At 40.8% G+C, this 22,187-nt stretch carries 22 protein-coding genes and 1 tRNA gene; 9 read left to right on the forward strand and 14 right to left on the reverse strand.

Annotated features, from left to right (window positions below; genetic code table 11):
- Positions 1 to 3: 3 nt before the first annotated feature.
- The 4 genes from INT03_RS04755 to INT03_RS04770 all read right to left on the reverse strand — a co-directional run bounded on the left by INT03_RS04755 (position 4) and on the right by INT03_RS04770 (position 3,507).
- Complete coding sequence (locus tag INT03_RS04755; protein WP_193007821.1) at positions 4 to 483, reverse strand: Panacea domain-containing protein; 480 nt, start codon at positions 481 to 483, stop codon at positions 4 to 6.
- The gene (locus tag INT03_RS04760; RefSeq protein WP_193007822.1) at positions 480 to 1,448 is read right to left on the reverse strand and encodes a hypothetical protein; all 969 of its coding nucleotides are present in this window, start codon (positions 1,446 to 1,448) and stop codon (positions 480 to 482) included. Before INT03_RS04760 ends, INT03_RS04755 begins: the two co-directional genes overlap by 4 nt.
- Entirely contained in the window at positions 1,448 to 2,650 is a 1,203-nt protein-coding gene (gene trpB / locus INT03_RS04765; protein WP_296292536.1) for a tryptophan synthase subunit beta, read from the reverse strand. The genes INT03_RS04760 and trpB overlap by 1 nt, the downstream gene beginning before the upstream one ends.
- 173 nt (positions 2,651 to 2,823) lie before the next feature.
- The gene (locus INT03_RS04770; RefSeq protein WP_193007823.1) at positions 2,824 to 3,507 is read right to left on the reverse strand and encodes a phosphoribosylanthranilate isomerase; all 684 of its coding nucleotides are present in this window, start codon (positions 3,505 to 3,507) and stop codon (positions 2,824 to 2,826) included.
- Between the two features lie 210 nt (positions 3,508 to 3,717).
- On the opposite strand from INT03_RS04770, the gene INT03_RS04775 reads away from it, so the two are divergent.
- Positions 3,718 to 5,409, forward strand: coding sequence for a cryptochrome/photolyase family protein (locus INT03_RS04775; protein ID WP_193007824.1), 1,692 nt, complete (start codon positions 3,718 to 3,720; stop codon positions 5,407 to 5,409).
- Between the two features lie 276 nt (positions 5,410 to 5,685).
- On the opposite strand, the gene INT03_RS04780 is transcribed toward INT03_RS04775, so the two are convergent.
- The gene (locus tag INT03_RS04780; RefSeq protein WP_193007825.1) at positions 5,686 to 5,847 is read right to left on the reverse strand and encodes a hypothetical protein; all 162 of its coding nucleotides are present in this window, start codon (positions 5,845 to 5,847) and stop codon (positions 5,686 to 5,688) included.
- Positions 5,848 to 6,015: 168 nt separating this feature from the next.
- Entirely contained in the window at positions 6,016 to 6,753 is a 738-nt protein-coding gene (locus tag INT03_RS04785) for a DUF4230 domain-containing protein (protein WP_193007826.1), read from the reverse strand.
- 580 nt (positions 6,754 to 7,333) lie between these two features.
- Between INT03_RS04785 and INT03_RS04790 the strand changes: the two genes are divergently transcribed.
- A complete protein-coding gene (locus INT03_RS04790; RefSeq protein ID WP_193007827.1) occupies positions 7,334 to 9,052 on the forward strand; it encodes a proline--tRNA ligase in 1,719 nt (572 codons plus the stop codon).
- A gap of 87 nt (positions 9,053 to 9,139) precedes the next feature.
- Here INT03_RS04790 and INT03_RS04795 read toward each other — a convergent pair whose 3' ends face one another.
- From INT03_RS04795 to INT03_RS04830, 8 genes are all read right to left on the reverse strand, one after another.
- A complete protein-coding gene (locus tag INT03_RS04795) occupies positions 9,140 to 9,541 on the reverse strand; it encodes a lysozyme inhibitor LprI family protein (RefSeq protein ID WP_193007828.1) in 402 nt (133 codons plus the stop codon).
- 84 nt (positions 9,542 to 9,625) lie between these two features.
- Entirely contained in the window at positions 9,626 to 10,510 is an 885-nt protein-coding gene (gene queF, locus INT03_RS04800) for an NADPH-dependent 7-cyano-7-deazaguanine reductase QueF (RefSeq protein ID WP_193007829.1), read from the reverse strand.
- Between the two features lie 63 nt (positions 10,511 to 10,573).
- Positions 10,574 to 11,401 (reverse strand): hypothetical protein, encoded by an 828-nt coding sequence (locus INT03_RS04805; protein WP_193007830.1) that lies wholly within the window; start codon positions 11,399 to 11,401, stop codon positions 10,574 to 10,576.
- A gap of 27 nt (positions 11,402 to 11,428) precedes the next feature.
- The gene (locus INT03_RS04810) at positions 11,429 to 12,298 is read right to left on the reverse strand and encodes a hypothetical protein (protein ID WP_193007831.1); all 870 of its coding nucleotides are present in this window, start codon (positions 12,296 to 12,298) and stop codon (positions 11,429 to 11,431) included.
- Positions 12,299 to 13,156, reverse strand: coding sequence for a hypothetical protein (locus INT03_RS04815; RefSeq protein WP_193007832.1), 858 nt, complete (start codon positions 13,154 to 13,156; stop codon positions 12,299 to 12,301). It lies immediately after the preceding gene.
- A 63-nt stretch (positions 13,157 to 13,219) separates the two neighbouring features.
- Positions 13,220 to 13,993, reverse strand: coding sequence for an ABC transporter permease (locus INT03_RS04820; RefSeq protein ID WP_045446727.1), 774 nt, complete (start codon positions 13,991 to 13,993; stop codon positions 13,220 to 13,222).
- Between the two features lie 29 nt (positions 13,994 to 14,022).
- Positions 14,023 to 14,985 carry an ABC transporter ATP-binding protein gene (locus INT03_RS04825; RefSeq protein ID WP_060490505.1) on the reverse strand — a complete coding sequence of 321 codons (963 nt, stop codon included), beginning with the start codon at positions 14,983 to 14,985 and terminating at the stop codon, positions 14,023 to 14,025.
- Between the two features lie 232 nt (positions 14,986 to 15,217).
- A complete protein-coding gene (locus INT03_RS04830; RefSeq protein ID WP_109591522.1) occupies positions 15,218 to 15,850 on the reverse strand; it encodes a c-type cytochrome in 633 nt (210 codons plus the stop codon).
- A 358-nt stretch (positions 15,851 to 16,208) separates the two neighbouring features.
- Here INT03_RS04830 and INT03_RS04835 point away from each other — a divergent pair.
- The 7 genes from INT03_RS04835 (at position 16,209) to INT03_RS04865 (ending at position 21,937) form a co-directional block, all read left to right on the forward strand.
- Positions 16,209 to 16,285 (forward strand) — tRNA-Arg (locus tag INT03_RS04835).
- A 170-nt stretch (positions 16,286 to 16,455) separates the two neighbouring features.
- Positions 16,456 to 17,928: a tyrosine-type recombinase/integrase gene (locus INT03_RS04840; RefSeq protein WP_193007833.1), complete on the forward strand. Its 1,473-nt coding sequence runs from the start codon at positions 16,456 to 16,458 to the stop codon at positions 17,926 to 17,928.
- Positions 17,929 to 18,697: 769 nt separating this feature from the next.
- The gene (locus INT03_RS04845; protein WP_193007834.1) at positions 18,698 to 18,973 is read left to right on the forward strand and encodes a helix-turn-helix transcriptional regulator; all 276 of its coding nucleotides are present in this window, start codon (positions 18,698 to 18,700) and stop codon (positions 18,971 to 18,973) included.
- 1 nt (position 18,974) lies between these two features.
- A complete protein-coding gene (locus INT03_RS04850; protein ID WP_193007835.1) occupies positions 18,975 to 19,265 on the forward strand; it encodes a helix-turn-helix domain-containing protein in 291 nt (96 codons plus the stop codon).
- On the forward strand, positions 19,262 to 19,537 hold the full coding sequence (locus INT03_RS04855; protein WP_193007836.1) for a hypothetical protein: 276 nt from the start codon (positions 19,262 to 19,264) through the stop codon (positions 19,535 to 19,537). The genes INT03_RS04850 and INT03_RS04855 overlap by 4 nt, the downstream gene beginning before the upstream one ends.
- Complete coding sequence (locus INT03_RS04860) at positions 19,530 to 19,826, forward strand: hypothetical protein (protein WP_193007837.1); 297 nt, start codon at positions 19,530 to 19,532, stop codon at positions 19,824 to 19,826. The genes INT03_RS04855 and INT03_RS04860 overlap by 8 nt, the downstream gene beginning before the upstream one ends.
- A complete protein-coding gene (locus INT03_RS04865; protein WP_193007838.1) occupies positions 19,823 to 21,937 on the forward strand; it encodes a DUF3987 domain-containing protein in 2,115 nt (704 codons plus the stop codon). The genes INT03_RS04860 and INT03_RS04865 overlap by 4 nt, the downstream gene beginning before the upstream one ends.
- Positions 21,938 to 22,187 lie beyond the last annotated feature (250 nt).

The following is a 22,187-nucleotide window of genomic DNA, read 5'->3' on the forward strand; positions in this document are numbered from 1 at the left end:
TCTCTAAATATAGCTTGAGTTTGATTTATATTCCTGAGCTAGATCAATAAGATTCAAATTATTATATCTTTGGCTAGATGATACTGGGTATGTAGAATATACATAATCTATAAAACTGTTGTAATGCATTGTCTTAGTTTTGGATATAACAAAGTCGAGTATTCTCTTATCATCCTGGCTTATAACTTCTTCAGAAAAGATATTATTTTCGTTAATTAGTTTAATAACATACTTCGGACTACCATAAAAGTTAAAATCCATTTCTACATCTAAATAATTACTTTTATTGACCTCTTCGAGTACATCATTGACATATGGCCCATAGTGGTTGAACAGCCATAATATTTCAGACATTTGTTTACCTTTCAACAAACAACTAAACCAATCAGCTAAATACACTAGCTTAGTTAGTCTTGAGTTTGATAACTCATTCGTATAAGGATAATATTTACAGAAATATATAATAATTAGTTCTAATTTCATAACTGAACCTCAGACTGAATAAGCATCGTAAGCATGAACTCTTCATCGACATCTTTTGTAGATTGTGTTTCACTATGTATTAACTTGCCACTTACTATCCTATCTGAAAGTTGAGTATGGTAATTTGCGACTTGTTCAAGAATTCCATCTCTTTGCTTATTCACAAACTCCTTATTCTCACTTTTAAATAATATTACACCAATATGCTCATCAATATGCGTTAGAGCAACTCCAACGTACTCACAACTTTTCATTGTTAGACTTTCGGTTTGCTCTTGATCATAATCAAATTTTTGTTTTTGGTAATGTTCATAACCTGACTTGTCATCATAGGAACAACATTCATCATCATAATATTGTCCATGCTCCCACGCTTTACTTAAAGCACCTTTATTAATAGGGAATACCCTAGTATGAATTTCTTTAAATTTTGGGTTCTGAGAATAACGTCCTAATATCAAAAACTGACCACACTCTTCAAAATATATTGAAACTCTAGTATAAGTATCTAGTTCTAAATTTTTAAATATGCTTTTTAGTATAGAAATTACTAGTTGCTCATGAGTTTCTATCAACTTGAGATTCGTTTCTTGAAGCTTAATACCTGTTCTTTCAGACTCTTCTCCTGCTTTCCTTACTTTTACTTTTTCCATCTCTAACTTTTTTTTGATCTCTGAATTTTCTTCTTTCGATCTTTCCATATCAAAATGGTTGCCTATTGCTGCTAAGATAAGGAATAAAGATCCTACTCCTATACCCAGCCACCAATTATTATTAGAAGAGACAAATGCACAGCTTATAGAAAAAACTAATGTCGCCACTACATATAAAAAAATATACATTGTTCGATCTAAAAGAGAACCTATCTTTTCGAAAAAGCCCTCTTTAGACGTACGAAAGTAACCGAATTTGTTGAAAGCATTTTTTAAAGCCGAATATTCTGGTATTACATCACTTTCAGGCATTACAACTCAATCCCTTCCGCCTTCATTACTGAATGCAAATCTTTGTCACCACGACCTGACATATTGATGATAATGGTTTGATCAGGCGTCATGGTTTTAGCCAGCTTCAATGCATAAGCAACGGCATGAGCAGATTCAAGCGCAGGGATAATACCTTCTTTACGCGTGACTTCATGAAAGCCTTCTAACGACTCTTTATCGGTACAGCCGACATATTCAACACGCTTCATGTCTTTTAAGAAGCTGTGCTCAGGACCAACGCCAGGATAATCAAGACCTGCTGAGATAGAATGCGTCTCTTGAATTTGACCGTCATCATCCGCCATAAGATAGGTACGGTTACCATGCAGTACACCGATACGACCAGCGGCTAATGGTGCCGAATGGCGACCCGTTTCGATACCGTCACCCGTTGCTTCAACGCCATACATTTTAACGTCAGTATCGTTTAAGAAATCAAAGAACAAGCCAATGGCGTTTGAGCCACCACCCACACAAGCGACTAATGCATCTGGTAATTTACCCGTCATTTGCAGATGCTGAATACGTGCTTCTTTGCCGATAATCGCTTGGAAATCGCGTACCAATAACGGATAAGGATGCGGGCCAGCGACCGTACCGATAATGTAATAGGTGCTATCGACATTAGTAACCCAATCACGCATCGCTTCGTTCATGGCATCTTTTAGGGTACGTGAACCAGAAGTCACTGGCACAACTGTTGCACCGAGCAAACGCATACGATAGACGTTCATTTTTTGACGCTCGACATCGTCGGCACCCATATAAACAATACACTCTAACCCTAAGCGCGCGGCAATCGTCGCCGTCGCTACGCCATGCTGACCTGCACCCGTTTCAGCAATGATACGTTTTTTACCACTCATTTTGGCAAGTAGTGCTTGTCCAATGGTGTTATTCACTTTATGTGCGCCAGTATGGTTTAAGTCTTCGCGTTTAAAATAAATCTGCGCACCACCAATCTCATCGCTCAATCGCTTAGCATGATATAAAGGCGTTGGGCGGCCGACATAGTTGACCAAATCATTGTGATACTCTTCCCAAAATGCAGGATCGGCTTTGACCTTGATATATAACGTTTCTAGCTCTTCTAGTGCTGCCATCAAGGTTTCAGAGACAAAGCGACCGCCATGCACGCCGAAATGTCCACGGGCATCAGGATATTGATTGAAATCTTGCACGCTTTCTGGATTGGTGAAGGTATTGATAGCTTTAGCAGTGGTAGATAGATCTTTGCTCGCGACATGACTCATGATAATTCCTACTATAATAAGTGGTATTTTTTAAGATAAATAAGGGGAAAATTTTCCAAGTAATTAGCTATTTAACGGATAAAAAGTTCACGGCTAAAAAACTAGTTACTGATATTCGAAGATCCGCCAAGCGTCTCATTTTGCCATCGGTCGCGTTTTACCGCTTTCATAAAGGCACGCATTTTGGCAGCGTCTTTTTTGCCTTTGTCAGACTCAATCCCACCGCTGACATCGACCGCATAAATAGGCAAATCTAAAGTGGCAGCGACATTATCGGCATCCAGTCCGCCCGCTAAAATAATAGGTAGCGAGCTGTCTTGCGGTAGCAGACTCCAATCAAAACGTGCCCCTGTGCCGCCATATTTATGGGGATGGTAAGCATCCAATAAGATACTGTTCGCGCCAGCGGCGGCAAACTCATTAATCTCGGCGCTTACGCTAGCGGCAGTGTGTTGGTCAGCATTGATACGCAGCGCTTTTATCCAGCGTTTATTGACCGCACTGGCCAGCTGCGCACATTGCTCCGGTGTTTCATCACCATGGAATTGAATGATATCAAAAGCGACCTGATTCGCTAATTCTATCAGCTCTGCGCGCGGCATATTCACCACTAGAGCCACTATACTTATAAAAGCTGGCAAAGACGCACTTAACGATTGCGCCTGCTCGATAGTGACAGCGCGTGGACTGGGCGGATAAAATACCAAGCCAACCGCATCAACACCCAACTGGGCAGCAATTTTAATATCATTAGGCTGGGTAAATCCGCAAAACTTAACGTGCATGATGTGACCTTAGATATAACACTCAGTACGACATTATTAGACTGTCTTCGCTACATTGACGGAAGGTAAACGTCAATTGCCAACGCTAAAGCGTAAATATGAGGATTTGTTAATTGAATGGTAAATCCATTGCATCCAAAAACTTATCCTAGCATACTTTTATTACCAGTTTTGTTTATGATTGCGATTGATTAATAGAGGGATAGTTGAATGTCTAAAACGGCGGCGGAAACGTCTCATAACACCGATAGCACAGATAGCACCGAAACAAGCAACTTCAACAATAGCGACGATGCCACTAGCGTAAACCCAGCGCATTACCTAATGTGGTTTCGTCGTGACCTGCGAGTTCATGATAATACCGCGCTAGCTGCGCTTTGCGAGCAGGCAAATGCGGATAACGCCTCAGTAAGCGCTATTTACTTCGTGACGCCTGAACAATGGCAAGCCCATGACATGTCGCTGACACAGCTCGACCATATCGCTCGTACCTTGCCTATCCTAGCCAAATCTCTGCAAACGCAATTAAATATCCACTTAACAGTACAGCTCTGTCCAAGCTTTTCTGACTGTGTTGAGGCGATGCTAGATATCTGTAGCGCGAACCAGATCAGCACTGTGATAGCAAATCACGAGTACGAAGGCAATGAGATTAAGCGTGATGAGCAATTAACCAAACAGCTTGCAAACAACGATATAGAATTTATCCGCTGGCATGATCAATGTATCTTGCCACCACAAACCATCACCACGAACGATGACAGCATGTATCAGGTGTTTACCCCATTTTATAAAAAATGGCGGCATACCTTGGATATCGGCACCATACAAATGCATGAGGCATCCGCCATAAATGGCAACACTAAAGTCAAACTAGAAGTCTCAAACGCCAATGCTACTATCGAAGATATAGAAAGAGTAAGTAAAGAGGTAGTCGAAGATTATCAAAAGGCACTGCAAAATGCTGGTTTATTAGAGCACATGGATATAGACGTACAGCTTGAGCACGCTCGGGCAGCCTACCCTGCTGGCGAAGATGCAGCTTGCCAGCGTTTAGAGGACTTCATCGCTGATGATATCGATAACTACGATATCAGTCGCGATGTACCCAGTTTAAATACCACCAGTCAGCTATCTGCCTACCTGACTATTGGCGCAATCAGCCCCAGACTTTGCTACTTACAAGCTAACCTACAATTAAGCAAAGCACTGGGAGAATTACATGGGAATGACGGTGACAACTTAGATAGCGGGGATAGCTTTGACAACACTGATAATAATGACATTAACCGCTGGATAAGTGAGCTGGCTTGGCGAGATTTCTATCGCCATGTTTTAGACTATAAGCCCGAGCTGATTCGCCATCAAGCGTATAAAAAGGAAACCGATAGCAAGATTAATTGGTCATATAATCAGCAGGAATTTAATGCATGGTGCGTAGGTAAAACTGGCGTGCCGTTAGTCGATGCGGCAATGCGCTGCCTGAATACAACGGGCTTTATGCACAATCGCTTGCGGATGGTCACGGCAATGTTTTTAACCAAGGATTTATTGATTGATTGGCGCTTAGGTGAGCGTTATTTTATGCAGCAGCTGATAGACGGCGACTTTGCCTCCAATAATGGGGGTTGGCAATGGAGCGCGTCGACTGGCACCGACTCTGCACCTTACTTTCGCATTATGAACCCTTTTAGCCAAGCCAAAACCCACGATACCGATGGCGAATTTATCAAGACGTGGCTGCCTGAGCTAAAAGCTATTCCTGCCACCATCTTGCATAGCGAGGATAAAATGCGTCAAGCACTAGCAAAGGGCGGTAAATTTTCTGACATTGATTACCCATTACCGATGGTCGAACATAAAGCGGCTCGCCAATTAGCGATTGCTGAATTTAAAAAATAGCGACGCATTACATCAACACTAAAACCTCAATTTACTAAGAGTTTCAGCTATTAGCTATTGTATTTTAATCACATTATCTACCCTTCCTAGGGCGTGTCCTCATTTTAAAAATGGTGATAAAAATGAGATAAATTACCGTCAAACAAGGAAAGTAGCGCACATAATATTGAAATATTAAGAAGCTGTTTGACGATGTTTGGCAAAATTTAGCTGTTTTTAACCCATTTAACAAGTAATCGATTGAATTGAGGACACGCCCTAGCATCAGCTGGCTGCTTATAATATGCGGGTTTGGATAACATAAAGAGCATAGGCTAATAAAGTGAAGCTTATAATTAATAGCACCCATGTCGCAAAAGAAAGCGATTCTTTCGCTTTAGGGCGCTTATTAAGCTGACGTTCAGGCTTAGAAGACGGTTTATTATTAAGAGTTGTCATATACGCCACCTTTTATATAGGGTTATATCACCAACGAAATTCATAAGGTGATTATGAATAATAGATAAGCTCTACTATACAATATAAATGGCGTTACTTTAAGTGTTTCCAATTAATAAGCTAACGTATGACTATCTAGTCTATGGCTCTAATAAAATTATGTATGCGTTATTTTACTGGCATCTGGCACGCGCCTGCGCCTTGCGTAGTCACCGTCACTACTGCACCAGTTAACGAAAATAGCTGTTGCAGTTGGGTTTGCGCATTTTCTAGTGCCATATTCATGACATCACCACGACAAGCGCGTTCGAGTACTTCTTTTTTTGCCATACTTTGCGCTTGTTGCAATATTTTTGGATCGACTTGCATCATGCCAAAAGCACCTGTTTGCCAATCATAAATCTCGATATCGTCTAGATAAACTGAAAATATCTCTGATGGTGGGATGGTAATATTGATTTGCGGCATCACTGAGACTGGCGTATTAGCACCCGCTTCTTGTACCTCATCGACGTTAATTTCAGGCTGCACCACTTGTACCATCTCTGGGGTAAGTGCACTTAAATCAATTCCCGCCTCCACTCGTCCGCGCGCGATAAACAAACCCTTTTGCTCGTCTTGCCACAGCTTCATCCAACTGCCAGGGCGCTGGCTAGTAATGACGGTATCGACACTAAACGCCACCGTTTCCAAACGATTCAATTTTTGGATTTGTGTGACCACGCCTTCACGAGTAATGGTTTCTATCGGCTCTTCCTTGGTTATATTCTGCACACTATAAATAGCAAAAACGATAGCGGCTAAACCGATGAGCAATATTATCCACGACATCATCGCAATGGGTTTTTTCGCTTGTGAGTTAGTCGCATCATTATTAACAGGAGATCGATTGTCAGGATTATTCATATAAACACCCTCAGAGTTTTATCATTTATTTTTATTAAACGTATAACAAATAACTGTCTAAATGATAAATGCTACTTTTGAGCAGCAACTTCAAGTAATAACTACCAATACGCTACATAATGACTAGCGCTACCATTTACTATAAACACCCTAAAAACTGGTAAATAATCGAGTTGTAGTGACCTCATTTGCTCGTTTAAGTCACGTTTAAGTCACGTTTAAGTCACGTTCTGTCTGAAAAAACAAAAAGTCATTGCGTCTTAGGCTAACTTTACCTAACATAGTCAGATTGTATAAGCAAAATGTTGGCGTACATCTATTTTTCTGGTCTTTATGCGTAAAGTATGACGCTGCCAACATCAACGTTTTAATACAAAATGAAAAGTTCCAGCCTTTTTGTAAGGCGTTTTATGAACGCACTTTCTATTCATGTACTGTTTGTCGCAGTACTTTTTAGCTAGGCATGTCCTAGACTATTACCAAGTGATACAAAGGTAAGCTTGCGTCGGCCATCAAAGCACACGCTCAACATCCTACTATTTCTTATTTATTTTATCGTTGATAAGGTTACGCTTTATTTATGAAAGCCAGTCAATTTTTATTTGCCACTCTAAAAGAAACCCCAAGTGATGCCGATATCGCCTCAAGCCAATTGATGGTGCGTGCCGGTCTTATCCGAAAGATTGCTTCTGGGTTATATATTTGGTTGCCCATGGGGCTACGCATCTTGCAAAAAGTCGAACGTATTGTTCGTGAAGAGATGCAAGAAGTTGGTGCACAAGAAGTGCTCATGCCGATGACCCAGCCTGCCGAGCTTTGGCAAACGACCGGACGCTTTAACGATTACGGTCCTGAGCTATTGCGCTTCAAAGACCGTCATGATCGCGACTTTGTGCTTGGTCCGACACATGAAGAAGTTATCACCAATCTGGCGCAAGGCGAGCTGCGTAGTTATAAACAACTACCAATCACCTTTTTCCAAATTCAGAATAAATTCCGTGATGAGATTCGTCCACGTTTCGGTGTGATGCGCGCACGCGAATTTACCATGAAAGACGCCTACTCGTTCCACGTTGACCAAGCCTCATTGGCCAAGACTTACCATGACATGTATGACGCTTATACGCGCATCTTTACCCGTTTGGGTTTAGATTTCCGTGCCGTGCAAGCAGATACGGGTTCTATCGGCGGTTTTGCTTCACATGAGTTCCATGTGTTGGCAGACAGCGGCGAAGATGATATTGCCTTCTCTGATTCTTCTGATTATGCGGCCAACGTTGAGCTTGCCGAATCAGTGAGCACCGCTGAGCGTCAGCCACCGAAGATGGAGCGCGAAGACGTCCTGACGGAAAATATGACCAGCTGTAAAATGGTTGCTGAACATTTAGGCTTACCATTAGAAACGACGGTCAAAACATTAATCGTCCATGGTCATACCGAAAATGATGAGCCACAGCTTATTGCTATCGTATTACGCGGTGATCATCAGCTAAATACGATCAAAGCCGAGAAAATCGAAGAGGCCAATGTGCCGCTGACAATGGCTTCTGATGAAGAACTGAAAGCTGCTGGTCTGCATAAAGGCTATATTGGCGTTAATTTGGATATGCCTGTCTTTGTTGATCGTTCGGCAGCAAATTTGTCAGACTTTGTATGCGGTGCCAATGAAGTCAACAAACACACCACTGGTATGAACTGGGCGCGTGATGCGAGCATTACTCGTGTCGTTGATGTACGAAATGTGCAGGAAGGCGACCCTTCTCCTGATGGTAAAGGCAGCCTAAAAATCAAACGTGGTATCGAGGTCGGTCATATCTTCCAGTTGGGTGATAAGTACTCGCAAGCGTTAAATGCTACCGTATCTGGTGAAGATGGTAAGCCTGTGACCCTAATGATGGGCTGCTACGGTATTGGTGTGAGCCGTATCATTGCCGCTGCTATCGAACAGAACAACGACGAAAATGGTATCATGTGGCCACAGACGCCAACGGTTAATGATTCAATCGCTCCTTTTGAAGTCGCTATCATACCGATGAAGTCAAAAGAAGAGACCGTCATGCAGACAGCGACGGCACTCTATGAAGAGTTAAAAGCACAAGGCATCAATGTGCTTCTTGATGATCGTAACGAGCGTCCAGGTGTCAAGTTTGCTGATCTTGAATTGATTGGTATTCCTCATCGTATCGTGGTTTCAGACCGTAACTTGGCTGAAGGCAAGTACGAATACGTCAATCGCCGTGAGACAGAAAAGCAAATGCTCAGCCGTGAAGAAGTCATGGCAAAAGTAAGCGGCAAATAGTTTTATTCATAAACCTTATACCATAAAAAGCGCCTATCTTAGTGAATAAGATAGGCGCTTTTTTTACTTCTAAAAAAATGAAAATTGTTATTTGATATTATATTTTTTGGCAATCGCCTTACTACGTTTCTGTGTTTCATTAGCGGTGCAAACATTAGCGCTAATCTGAGCGTATACCACAGAATTATTCATTGGACCTTCGTAGTCAAAATCACACTTCTGATTGCGGGTCTTTAACCATACGCGCTGTTCTTTATCCAAGCGCTGTTGCTGTGTCGTATTTAAAGTACGATAAACGCTCATATAGATTTTATTAAGGCGATTTTTTTCGACTATAATTGCATTGTTACCACAATCATAAGCCACTTCCATATAAGCGTCTTCACAGTTATATTGGTTTTCCACAAATGCAGCCTGTGCTAACTGCAAGGTAGAAAGAGACAAAATAGCAGTCCCTAGAGCGGTTAAAAAGCTGGTTTTTAACTTCATAACTGCATCTCAATATTCATAAAATAAGGTTTATTGAGTATAAGAAAGAACGCGCATCTATGAAAGCTAAAAATTAATATTTATTTACTGCCGAATCAAGCGGCTTGGCTGTGGCATTAAGCGGATATCACTGACGCGACAAGGGTTGATATCGAGACCGCCTCGGCGTGTATACCAAGCGCGAACCATCAGCTCACTTGGCTCATAGTATTGACTCAAATCAGCAAATATTTGCTCCACACATTGCTCATGAAAACCATTATGCTGACGAAAACTTAAGATATAACGCAGCATTCCAGCATCATCGACTGTTTTATTACTGGTAATCGAAACCGCCAACGTCCCCCAATCTGGCTGATTGGTCACCGGACAATTACTGCGTAGTAAATTAGAATAGAAAATATAAGGCTCAGTGCCAGTATTCTCTAAAATAGAGCTACTGTTTAAATCTTTATCACTACTTAGCAATGACGCATCAGGATGCTCACACAATGCGACTTTTTCGCTACTGTTAGCAAGCGCGTCATCAATGCAAACACCCTCAGGTTGAGCCACCAATAACCCTGTTGTCTTATTATGCAGGTCTTCCTCTAAGCCAAACAACTCAACTTGCACGTCTGCTTTTACACAGGCTGATAAATCTTTAGCAATCAGCGCTTGCACATCATTCCAACTAGCGAATTCAGTAAAGTTGATACTGTTTAGATAGAGCTTAAGTGACTTTGACTCAACGATAAATGGCGAGCTGGCCGGAATGTCAAAACGTGCTATCGCAACTTGCGAGAGTCCTTGCGGATTCAACCAAGACATCTCAAATGCCTGCCACCAATCGATGCCAACCATTAACTTATCGTCTTGCCAGCCAATGACATCACGCCCCATACTGCGGGCAATAGGATACAAGGTTTCTGGACTATACTCAGTTGGATAGTCAGTGGTTTGCTCACCCAAGATACCGTGAATACTCATAAGTTACTTACCTTTCATGCTTAAATATAATAAAACGAAAACACGCTATTTTACAGCAATGGGCTATTTTATGGGAATCATTTGCCAGTCTGATGTGGGCTCTGTCTTCACATAATTAAATCGTACTCGATAAGCAATAGTGTCATGCTCATTCATATTAAAATAAAAATCTACCAATAAGCTATTATTGGTAACCCATTCAAGCTTTGCACTGTAAGGCATTGGACTATACTTCCGACTGTCATAAAACTTGAAATGTTGCCGAAAATTTCCATAATCCATATTGTTCTTATCATACTGATAGCTACCGTACTTGTCCTTTTTCCAAATGATAACCTCTTCTTCTGGAAACTCAACTTTAACCGTGGCTGCATAAGTCATGTCTGGTGAAAATGTCAAATGCGATCCTTCAAACTCTTGCTTGAAGCCTGAATCTAAATCAATCAATACTGTATTGTTAGTCTCATATATTTGCCCAGATAAATAAAGCCAGTTGTTATCTGCATCATAATGGTCTAAAAGATAAACATATCTAAGCTCTTTTTCCCCTTCTGCAAAATCGTCCATCAATATGATAAGGCCATGATTTGGTACCTTTATGATAGTCTTGTTTATCTTGCGAGAAATGTATTCTGATAAACCCCATTTCTTGATGAGTCTTTGATTATAAATCATCAAGCTTTTATCTAAGCAATCTTGATAAATCCGCTCATTTTCACTACTGCAATTCTCACCCCAGTTAGGATAAACGGGCTTGTCTATTATTTCCCAAACATAGTCATCCGTCGTCGCTTGGGGCAGGTCTGCTTGTGCTGGCATTGACAGCATTAGCAGTATTGCACTCGTCATACAGATGCGAATTTCAGTGGCTACTGATAGAGTTATTTGCATATGAGAGCTAGACCTTTTTATTGTTTTTTAATCGTTGGTATTAACATCAGGTAAAACTCTCTGCCATTTACCCTCTTTATTATCAGCCGCATAAATATAGCGCACGCGAAATGCTACCGTGTCAGTGGGATTGACTCTGTAATAAAAATCAACGTTAACTTTATTATCGCTTGTCCAACTGATATCTCGCGCTTCGTACACCTCATGTTTTTTGTCATTATCATAATCTTGTTCATATAATTCATTACTAGCAAATATCGTTGCATAGCGTCCGTCATTGTCAGCTTTTTGACGCTCCCATATTATGATATCTCTGGTCACACCTTGCCTACCATTAAACCCTACCACTTGATTCATATCGCTAGAAAACTTAAGATTGGTCGCATACAGCTCTTGCCAGCGCCCTGTGTTTAAATCGACAATGACAGTCGCTTGAGTCTCATACATCGTACGTAGTAACTGCAACAGATGATGTGATTTATCATAATCCTGCAATTGATAATGAGCCCTATACTCTTCTTCAAACGGTTCAAGATAATCCTTAAATACTAATGGCTGCTTATGGTTGGGTGTATTAATATAAATGGTATCTTTTTCTCGAATAACGCGGTCACTCAAGCCCCATTTTCGGCTTTGCAAATTATCAGCTTGGGCTAACGATTTAAAAATACAGTTTTCATAATCTTTAAACGTTCGATATTCAGTATGATCGTATCGACAGCTGTCTTCATACCAGTCTATGGCTACAGGCGAAGGGACTTTTATCCATACCTCTTCATTTGTCGATGGCTCTAAAGCTAAAGGCGCTGCCTGTGCATCTAAGGATGCTATTGTGGTCAATATAAATAGTCCTGCGACAGTCAACACCGTCTTTATACAATGAGAGATAGCGATCATTTACCTACTACCTTCATACAGTTGCCACTTATCCGTTGAGGCATTTTTAATAAAGGTATATCGTACTCTAAAAGCCGCTGAATCCGCTTGATTCAACTTATAAAAAGAATCTGCATAAAACTTATCATCATTTACCCAAGTAAAGGTTTCGCTATCATAAACCTGCTGTGCTTTATCTGCTTGATAAAACTTTTTATGATTGTCGTAGTTTTTTGAATCGTCACTACTGCTATAGACTTGTTTATAATAGCCTTCATAGTAACCGCTATCTTGTCGCTCCAAAATATTGACATGTTCCGTCGCTCCCATTTCACTTTCAAAACCGACTATATATCTCATATCAGGAGAGATACTTAGCTTTCTGAGACTAAAATCTTGCCAAAACCCAGTAACCAAATTAACTACCGTCAAGCTCTCTCCTTCATAAAATCTTTGATGTATTGTCAGTAATTTCCGTGATTTATCGTAGTCTTGTAGCGAATAATAAGGATTAAAATCCTCCTCATAAGGACTGGAGTAATCAACAAATACTAGTGGGTTTTTCCGATTAGCGACTTTGATATAAATGGCATTTCTCTCTCTAACGACTTTATCGCTGATACTCCATTGCTTACTAAGCGCATTATCCGCATCTTCCCTCAAGTTATAAAGACAGTTTTGTAGCGCATCATAAGTTTCATATTTGTAGTCGTTATGGCAATCATACTTATACGTTGCAGGATCTACAGGCGTCTCCATGACGACCCAATCATAATCATCCATTGCCGCAAGTGGCGCTGCGATGGCAATGCTCGTGATTGTACTCAATAAAGTGGCTGTAAAAGCCTTACTCATACTTCTGACAAAAAAATTTTGCATAAAAAAAGCCCAACAATGTTAGACTCTTATAATAAGGTGACAAGCTACATTTTACAAACTAATCTACAAGCGCACACGTGAGCCATTACTGAGTAAACGATAGGCGATGGTATAGAATACCGCACAGAAGACAAAAATAGCCGCCATTGAATACCAGACATTCACATCAGAATAACCAAGAATACCGTAACGGAATGAGTTCACCATATAAACGATAGGATTTAATAGTGAGATATTTTGCCAAAATGGTGACAAGTTTTCCATCGAGTAAAACACACCACCTAGATAAGTCAATGGCGTAAGCACAAAACTTGGAATGATAGAAATATCATCAAATGAGCGAGCAAACACGGCGTTGATAAAGCCACCAAGTGAAAATAAGATAGACGTACCCAGTACCGTAAATACCGTCACAAATAAATGTTCAATGCCAAGGTCGGTAAAAAATAGTGCGACTATTGAGACGATGATACCAATGGCCAGTCCACGAAAGATACCACCACTGATATAACCCATTAAAATCGCATGTTTGGAAACTGGCGAAACCAACAGCTCCTCGATACTGGAGGTGAATTTGGCACTAAAGAAGCTCGAAACCACATTGGAGTAACTGTTGGTAATAATCGACATCATAATGAGACCAGGCACGATAAACTGCATATATGGTACGCCGCCCATTTCACCCACACGCGAGCCGATCATCTTACCGAAGATGACAAAATAGAGACTCATCGTAATCACTGGTGGCAGCAAGGTCTGTGGCCAAATACGCAGAATTCGGCGAACCTCTTTTAACAAAATGGTGCGAAAAGCAATCCACTTTTTATTCCATGACATGGTTTTATTAGGATCTATCATTTCTTGACTCACAATCCTGCCTCCTTCATGCTGTCTGCACTTTGGATATTTTTGTCTACTAAGCGCATAAATAGCTCTTCTAGTCGGTTGGCTTTATTACGCATACTGGCTACCGTGATACCTTGCTCAGATAACTGGTCAAAAACACCATTCAACGATTCGCCTTCAGTCAGTGTGACTTCAAGCGTCTGATCATCAGGCTGCGATGTGTCTGTCACTCCTGCCAAAACCAATTGACGCGTAAGCGGTGTCTCCAAATCAAAAACAAAAGTCTCAACCGATAGCTGCGCTAGCAAATCCTTCATCTCGGTATTAATACGAATCTCACCATGATCCAAAATCGCAATGCGTTTGCACAGCTGCTCCGCCTCTTCAAGATAATGAGTCGTCAGAATAATCGTGGTGTTTTCTTCGATATTAATCTGCTGCATAAACTCCCACATAGAGCGGCGTAACTCGATATCTACCCCAGCGGTTGGCTCATCCAAAATCAATAATTTTGGCTTATGAATCAGCGCCCTTGCAATCATCAACCGGCGCTTCATACCACCTGATAGCTCACGTGACTTGCTATTGCGCTTGTCCCACAGACCTAGCGCCATTAATAATCGTTTTGCCCGTGGGCGTGCTTCTTTGGCAGGAATACCAAAGTAACCGGCCTGTGTAATCAAAATATCTTCGACTTTTTCGAACATATTAAAATTAAACTCTTGTGGGACGATACCAAGATACTGTTTAGCGATAGACGGATTCTCTAGTAAGTCGGTGCCAAAGATCTTTACGCTGCCAGTGGTTGGTTTAAAAAGCGAGCTAATAATACCAATCATGGTTGATTTACCAGCACCATTTGGCCCCAGCAACGCAAAAAACCCTCCTTGCGGGACAGTTAAACTGACATCTTTGAGTGCCGAAAACCCATTGCTATAGGTTTTGGATAAATTCTGGATAGCAAGTGCTGGTACCTCAGACATGAAAACCTCTTTATTGGTTATAAATTTATGTAAAATCGTTTTTAGAATATAAACAGACAGAAGAGACTGTGTAGTGTCATAAAGTGAGGCTAGTATTGGTGAATTTCAACTGTAATGCCTTAGAAGTACCGTATTGATAATACTCATCATTAAAAAAGCGCCTATCTCATTTAATGAAATAGGCGCTCCACTGATATATAGGGTAAAAGGCTTAGCCAGATATTCAATATAATTAGCTTGCTTCACCAACCATATAATCGACAGCGTTTTGAACTTCCTCATCAGGGATATCAGCACCACCTTTAGCAGGCATGGCGTTAAAACCATTGATAGCATGAGTGTATAATGTTTCTTTACCCTTAGAGATACGTGGTCCCCATGCACCAGCGTCACCTAAGATTGGCGAGCCAAGTAGACCTGCCGCATGACAAGTCTGACATACGGCATTGTATACTGCTTTGCCATCACGAGGACCATCACCCGCTGCTGGGCCAGCGGCGCGTGCCGTCACATCACAAACTTCATCGTCTTCAAAGCACACTTTAGCAACTGGCTGAATGCGAGCAATTAAGTTAGGATACAAAGCAATCAGCTTTTGCACTTGCGGCGTATCTTGCGGAATAGGCTCTTCATCAACCGCAGGTGCGGCAGCAGCAGTTTCTGCGGCAGGTGCCTCGCCATCAGTCGTATCTGCAGCAGCTTGGGTATCATCACCCAATTGCTCAGGCGCATTTGCTACCACTTCTTGCGCGGCTGCTACATCAGAAACAGTTACAGGAGTGTCTACTACACTTTCAGCTTGGCTCACCGCGATACTAGCGATTCCTAGAATGGCAGCTGCCGATAACATAACTACTTTTCTCATTCGTCACGTTCTCTTATTACATATACAAAGGCTTATACGGCTCAGACATTCTGTTTGTCCTCCTTTGACAACCAAGTAGTTATCAATAGCAAACAGCCATCCCGCATACTAGCACACTTGTAATCGGTGATTATAAATATGAATTCTCCCTGTCATTATAAGGGAAAAGGCAGGTAGATTGCCATGCCTGTTTAATGACTATCCTGTTTTTTCTTAAAAAACATCAATCACTGTCTTCATTCATTGGCTTTATGGATTTTATTTGTTAGACTAAGCGGTCTTTATTTTTCAACATCCTTACTGCTCATAACGCTCGTTTAAGCATGATGTTGATAATACCGTACGCCGTTGTTATTATGCGCTCGTAGCTCAGTTGGATAGAGTATCGGTCTCCGAAGCCGAGGGTCGTGGGTTCGATTCCCGCCGAGCGCACCAATCATCGTATTTCCCCCTTCCCTAGCATTACCTCAAACCTCTAAAACCCTTATATACTAAAGTATTACGTCTTTCAACATAACTTGCCATTACCTATTAGCACCTATAGAATGTTGTACATCTTGTTGTACATACACAACATTTTTTATAGCTGGCTTTCGGGTGTGATAATGAATGAGCGTAAAAACTATTTACTAACTGACAATGGCGTGAAGGCAATTGCTAAGCAGTCAGCACCCGCCAAACGCACAAGATATAGCGATGGAGACAGTCTTTATTTAATTCATGATCCTAAAGGTTCACTTTATTGGGTAATGGCTTATCGCCATCAGTCCGATAAAGATATTAAACCTAAACAAAAAACTCATCATATTGGTACGTATAAACTATCTAAGCAGATGATTGACGCATCATTCAAACCTGAAGTAACACTCAAGCAAGCTCGTATCGAACGCGACAAAGCAAAATTATTACTTGCTGACGGTATCGATCCTAACGACCATAAGAACAGGCACAAAAACAGCTACGAACAAAAAGATTTATTTAAAGTCATAGCTGAAAGCTATATGTCAGAGAAATCAAAAACCACATCGAAGAACGTGCAAAAGCTACAAGGGTTTTTGAATAATCATATTTTAGACCACATAGGTGAATATCCTATTAGTGCGATCACAGCGCAAGATATTATTAAGACAGGACTTGCTATTCAAACTAGCTTCGAAGCACAAGGCAAATATACGTCAGTAACCGCGCATAAATCCATGGGACTTATCAGCTCAATATTTGACTATGCTATCAATACGCTAGGTTATGACATCGTTAATATTGCCAGCGGACGTAACAAGGCATTAAGACCACACAAAGCCAACCGCATGAAAGCCGTTGAACAACACCAATTTCCTGAGCTTCTACGCAATATTGACAGCTATGTAGAAAACCATCCAAATGGCCATCAACAAACTGTTGCTGGCTTGCAGCTAATGACGCTATGTTTTGTTAGAACTAAAGAATTAAGGTTTTTTGAATGGTCAGAAATTGATTACCATAAAAGCGTTTGGCGCGTGCCAGCTCATAAGATGAAAATGCGTCAAGATCATATTATCCCGCTGTCACCACAAGCAATGGCAATTATTGAAAGTTTGAGACCACTGACAGAGCAGACAGGTTATGTTTTCTATAACTTCGAATCTAATAAGCCATATAGTGAAGCTTGGTTCAATCAGGCATTAAATCGCATGGGCTATACGGGTGACCACTACCCCAAAATGACAGGACATGGCTTCAGACAGCTTGCTAGTACAGGGCTATATGAGCTGCAATTCAATGACAACTTGATAGAAATACAGTTAGCGCACCTCGAGCAGTCTAGTGTGAAAAAGCGATATGACTTATCAGCTCATTTAGCGGAGCGTCAAATGATGATGAATAAATGGGCAAACCATCTTGAAGATTTGCGCGCCGGTAAAGCGGTTAGTTTTGATCTTTTAACACCTGATGAATTATACAAAGAAATGAGTAAGAGAAATAAGCAAGTGACTAATATAACGCTGCATGATAAAGACATTTTGATAAAAAATCTAAAAGCACAAGGCGTGTCAATAGATATATTAGATGCGCTCACTAAGCACTTTCAATATAAATAAAAGAGTAGATTTTTATATAGAACCAAAAAACAATGTAACTAAATATGATTTTATATGAGCGCTATTAGTTTACTTTGTCCCGATATCAGCGTACATAAGCCTATGAAAAAAATGGATAAAATCTCATTAAATACAATCGAAGTAGCTTAGTCGATTGATCTATCTACATAGGCAACTTAGTAAACTAATCTATAGATGTAGATAGCAACATTTAATAATGCTCCATAAACATGTGGTAAGCTAACTCTTAGTTACCTACTGAATTGTAGCAATGAAACAATCTGATTAAAAAATAAAGAAAAAATAGTATGGGCGTATAAGTCGCTTTTAAGTTTGGCGACTAGGTAGCGATTTATCCGCCCACCTATTTAATGAGACACAACAAAGAGGATTCAAACCATGACTTAAATAACCACCTAAAAGAGGAGATAGTTGTATCTTGGCTTTGTCTTTGCTGGTTTTTACTAACACTTAATATGCTTTTTTGACTTTCATATTATGTGTAAGTCTCATAGTAGTTAGCAAACGCCAAATAAGCAATACCCTTCAGCGAAACTGTACTCCTCTTAAAAGCCCGTAAGGTCTTACAAACCATAGCGATAAGCCTGTCAACCAGTCTAGAAATTGGTTACAAAAAAACAAGATTACTTTTATTTTGCCTCAGAACATTGAGGTGAAACAGACAGCTTATTGTTTTTTCTCATCGTTTTCTAAATAAAAAACTTTATAAGAGGTTTACATAATGACGCCAGTTAATAAGTACCTGAGGATGGCAGACCTTGCCAACTATCCCGAATGCAAAGCTAAGACCTACATTACAAAGTCAGGTCAACAGCGCACTGTCACTGCCAAAGCTGCCACACGCGGCATCACTGGCTTTAGTGTTAAGCATATCTACCATTTAATCAATCAAGGCAGTTTTCCAAAACCTTTTAAGATTGGAAGAGCTAGTCTATGGCGATTGTCAGAAATAAATAACTGGTTAGATAGTCATGGACAGCAGACAGATAATCATACCAATGCTAACGCAAAAGAAGGGGTTTAATATGTTGACCTCAGTAACTGCACCCGTGATCTACGAGCCTACCTCAAAAACCCAAATAGAAATAATCAGAGCGCACCTAATGACAGGCGCGACGATCAGTATATGGGAGTCTATCTGCCTTTACCAAATCACAAGCTTAGCCCAACGCATTCATAACTTGCGCGATACAGGACTGCTAATTCAAAGTGAAATGGTCAAGCATAACAACAAACGGTTTGCGGTCTATTGGCTCGATGAACAGACCTTACTAGAACTAGAAAGCGAATTTCCTAATACTGAGGTGACTCCATGAGCCAATCAAACGACATCTTAGAATCCAGCCTAGTAGCAGTTGATGGCCTTTACCTGTCTATCATTAACGACCGAGTACAAGACATATCAAACGATGCTGAAAGCTTATCAATGGGACTTAGTACTATTAAGATCAAGGATGACACGAGCAAGGGCATTATTGTAGGTATAAGGTCTACCCTACTGGAAAATAATGAGCTGGCAAGGATAGTTAGTGAAATGATAGATGGGCTTATAACCTTGCCAACAGTGGAGGTAAAGGGTCATGAGTAATAATCCTATCAAAGACAACTTACAACTCAAAAACGGTGCGCAAGCTGGCAAGCGTGGCATGTGGGTTAGTTTTATCATTTTTATGATATGGGTGAGTGTCATCGGCTTGCTTATATCATTAGTGGCATGTAAACAGAGCGAACCTGAAATATTTGTAACTAAAAAACTAGTGGAGTGTAAACATTCTTACCAAAGCAACGCTATAGGAATACCGATCTTAGTCTCTACTTTGAAAGGCATCAGCCTATATATCAGTGGAACGAGTTGCGAGAAAAGGAGTAATAAATGATTACTACACTAAAAACCGACAGCCAAGAAAAAACCCACGGCAAGGTGGGATTATCTGGCATCTTAGGTGACTACCCAATAGCAACTATCGAAGCACTATCAGGATTTACTATTTTAGCTGAAAACCAACTGTTATTGAACCCTAAAAGCTTGCTTATTATTGATGAAAGGGTAACACCAATCAAAGGAGAAAAAGCAGCGGATAAGTTGGACACAATAGGCACTATAGGAATGGTTTTGTATAACAAAGATTATGAGCCGACAAGCTTACGATGCTTATATGCTGATGACCATATCAAACCGATCATAACCGACACTAGCCAGCCGTCTGCTTACCTTATTGGATCATTAAGTAATGATAGCGAGCTTATCGCAGTAGATAACTTTGATGATGGCATAGCCCTAGCCAAATGCTTAATCAGCGAGCATGTGACGATAGCTATTAGCCCTACTGAATGGCTATTCAATGAAACGGTTAAGCATTTCTCACAAGATAGGCCTGTTACCATCTTTACGACATTAGACAAGGTAGACGAAGTAAGCAAGCCGCTGGCAGGTCATAACGTAAAGGTAATAGTTACCAGTGACCGGACAGTATTAGAACACTTGGAATATGGGGGCTTAAGTTATGCTGTTATTTTGGAAGACAGTAAAACCACTATAACTAATTTACAAGCTGATGCATGGAGCGAACCTGAACTGCTCGCAAGTGACCCAAGCCAGCCCACACTCTACCCCATCGAAGCATGGCCGCCGATACTACGAAGACCAATAGAAGCAATTGCTTACTATACACAAGTACCATTAGCGATGGCAGGACAGGCCGTTTTAGGTGCAATAGCCCATATAGGGCAAGCGCATATTGATGCACCGATGGGCAGCCAACACAAGCCAACGAGCCTTATTATTATTACAGAGGGCGAAAGCGGTACCGGTAAAACGCAAGTAATGGGCTTAAGTCACTTTAAAATAGACCAACATGAGAAACAGCTATATTCTAATTATTTAAGTGACATATCATCATGGGAGAATAATTTATTAAGTCTAAAAGGTAAAGACAGAGCCGCTTTTTTAGATGAAAACCCAAAGCCACCTAACCCCGTTACTATGTTCGATGATGCAACGATTGAACCACTTATTGATCGTTTTGTTGATGGTGAGATGTACAATGCTAGTTTATCTACTGATGAAGCAGGTCAATTTTTTAATGGCCACAGCATGACAGGTGATACCGCTGGCAGCGCATTAGGTGCAATAACAAAACTTTATAGCAGTGGCATGGCTAGGCGTATGAGATCACAAAAAAATGCTTACTCTAACCCAAGAACCACCGCTTATGATGTCCGTATGACTTTTTTACTTCAAGGACAGCGCGTAGTCTTAGAAAAAGCATTAACCGACCCATTTATGAGTGGACAAGGCTTTTTAGCACGGGCAATAATTGCTTGTCCTGAGGACTTACGAGGTAAAAGAGTTTGGAATGATCCAAAGCGTAGGAATGACAAACCACATGATAACCCTTACTTAATAGACTACTGGTCACGCTGTCAAAGCTTACTTGACCCACTGCCAGCCAATTTACCAAACGACAGCATAGGCGCACCTAGCCGTATTAAAATGCAATGGGCAAGCAATGAAGCAGTACAAGCTTTTGAGGACGGTATGCAAACGATAGAGAACCGACAAGCCAACGGACAAGTTTTACAATATCTCAAAGCTTACGCCTCACGTATGGCAGAAAATGCCACGCGCATAGCCTCACTAATGGCATTCTTTGATAGCCGTAAGACCGTTACCACTGATGACATAAAACGCGGCTTTATGTTGGTGGAATACTCAACAACCGAACGCTTACGCTACCAAGATGCAACCTCTACAGGTGAGCAGAATGACAGTGAAAAGCTAAGTTGCTGGTTAGTAAATAAAGCAAGAAATAAAAACCCTCATAAGTTAAACCGCGCTGATATTTATAATGGTGCACCTCAGCCTATGCGTAAGAATAACCGCTTACTTCAAGGTGAGCTAGATAACTTAGAAAGTAAGTCACATATCAGGCAAACGGAAGAGGGACGAAAAAAAATTATTGAGGTCAATCCAAAGCTTTATAAATAAAGATACTTACCCAGAAATGTGCCTTTTTTGCCTTAATACTCCTTAGCCCTTACAGCTAGGGGGTTTTTCTTAGTAAAGGCCTTTGCCTAACTATGCCTTTTTTGCCTAAACCGTCCTAAAACCATACCTATTTAGGCATAATAAAGGCAACTTAGGCACGCTTAGGACAGGGGCATTACTAATTTAATGGTACATGTGATAAGGCTTAGAAGCTATTTAGGCAAAAAAGGCACGTTTTCTTAGGTATAGA

Source organism: Psychrobacter sp. PG1 (assembly GCF_014897815.1).
In the GTDB taxonomy this organism is placed as follows: domain Bacteria; phylum Pseudomonadota; class Gammaproteobacteria; order Pseudomonadales; family Moraxellaceae; genus Psychrobacter.

Bases quoted from the DNA above. Each gene is read 5' to 3' on its own strand.
- INT03_RS04820 (WP_045446727.1), bottom strand. From the start codon at position 13,993: ATGTCATGGAATAAAAAGTGGATTGCTTTTCGCACCATTTTGTTAAAA.
- INT03_RS04815 (WP_193007832.1), bottom strand. From the start codon at position 13,156: ATGCAAAATTTTTTTGTCAGAAGTATGAGTAAGGCTTTTACAGCCACT.
- INT03_RS04840 (WP_193007833.1), top strand. From the start codon at position 16,456: ATGAATGAGCGTAAAAACTATTTACTAACTGACAATGGCGTGAAGGCA.
- INT03_RS04760 (WP_193007822.1), bottom strand. From the start codon at position 1,448: ATGCCTGAAAGTGATGTAATACCAGAATATTCGGCTTTAAAAAATGCT.
- INT03_RS04825 (WP_060490505.1), bottom strand. From the start codon at position 14,985: ATGTCTGAGGTACCAGCACTTGCTATCCAGAATTTATCCAAAACCTAT.
- INT03_RS04860 (WP_193007837.1), top strand. From the start codon at position 19,530: ATGAGTAATAATCCTATCAAAGACAACTTACAACTCAAAAACGGTGCG.
- INT03_RS04865 (WP_193007838.1), top strand. From the start codon at position 19,823: ATGATTACTACACTAAAAACCGACAGCCAAGAAAAAACCCACGGCAAG.
- INT03_RS04785 (WP_193007826.1), bottom strand. From the start codon at position 6,753: ATGAATAATCCTGACAATCGATCTCCTGTTAATAATGATGCGACTAAC.
- INT03_RS04780 (WP_193007825.1), bottom strand. From the start codon at position 5,847: ATGACAACTCTTAATAATAAACCGTCTTCTAAGCCTGAACGTCAGCTT.
- INT03_RS04855 (WP_193007836.1), top strand. From the start codon at position 19,262: ATGAGCCAATCAAACGACATCTTAGAATCCAGCCTAGTAGCAGTTGAT.
- queF (WP_193007829.1), bottom strand. From the start codon at position 10,510: ATGAGTATTCACGGTATCTTGGGTGAGCAAACCACTGACTATCCAACT.
- INT03_RS04755 (WP_193007821.1), bottom strand. From the start codon at position 483: ATGAAATTAGAACTAATTATTATATATTTCTGTAAATATTATCCTTAT.
- INT03_RS04810 (WP_193007831.1), bottom strand. From the start codon at position 12,298: ATGATCGCTATCTCTCATTGTATAAAGACGGTGTTGACTGTCGCAGGA.
- INT03_RS04830 (WP_109591522.1), bottom strand. From the start codon at position 15,850: ATGAGAAAAGTAGTTATGTTATCGGCAGCTGCCATTCTAGGAATCGCT.
- INT03_RS04790 (WP_193007827.1), top strand. From the start codon at position 7,334: ATGAAAGCCAGTCAATTTTTATTTGCCACTCTAAAAGAAACCCCAAGT.
- INT03_RS04845 (WP_193007834.1), top strand. From the start codon at position 18,698: ATGGCAGACCTTGCCAACTATCCCGAATGCAAAGCTAAGACCTACATT.
- INT03_RS04805 (WP_193007830.1), bottom strand. From the start codon at position 11,401: ATGCAAATAACTCTATCAGTAGCCACTGAAATTCGCATCTGTATGACG.
- INT03_RS04775 (WP_193007824.1), top strand. From the start codon at position 3,718: ATGTCTAAAACGGCGGCGGAAACGTCTCATAACACCGATAGCACAGAT.
- INT03_RS04770 (WP_193007823.1), bottom strand. From the start codon at position 3,507: ATGCACGTTAAGTTTTGCGGATTTACCCAGCCTAATGATATTAAAATT.
- INT03_RS04850 (WP_193007835.1), top strand. From the start codon at position 18,975: ATGTTGACCTCAGTAACTGCACCCGTGATCTACGAGCCTACCTCAAAA.
- INT03_RS04795 (WP_193007828.1), bottom strand. From the start codon at position 9,541: ATGAAGTTAAAAACCAGCTTTTTAACCGCTCTAGGGACTGCTATTTTG.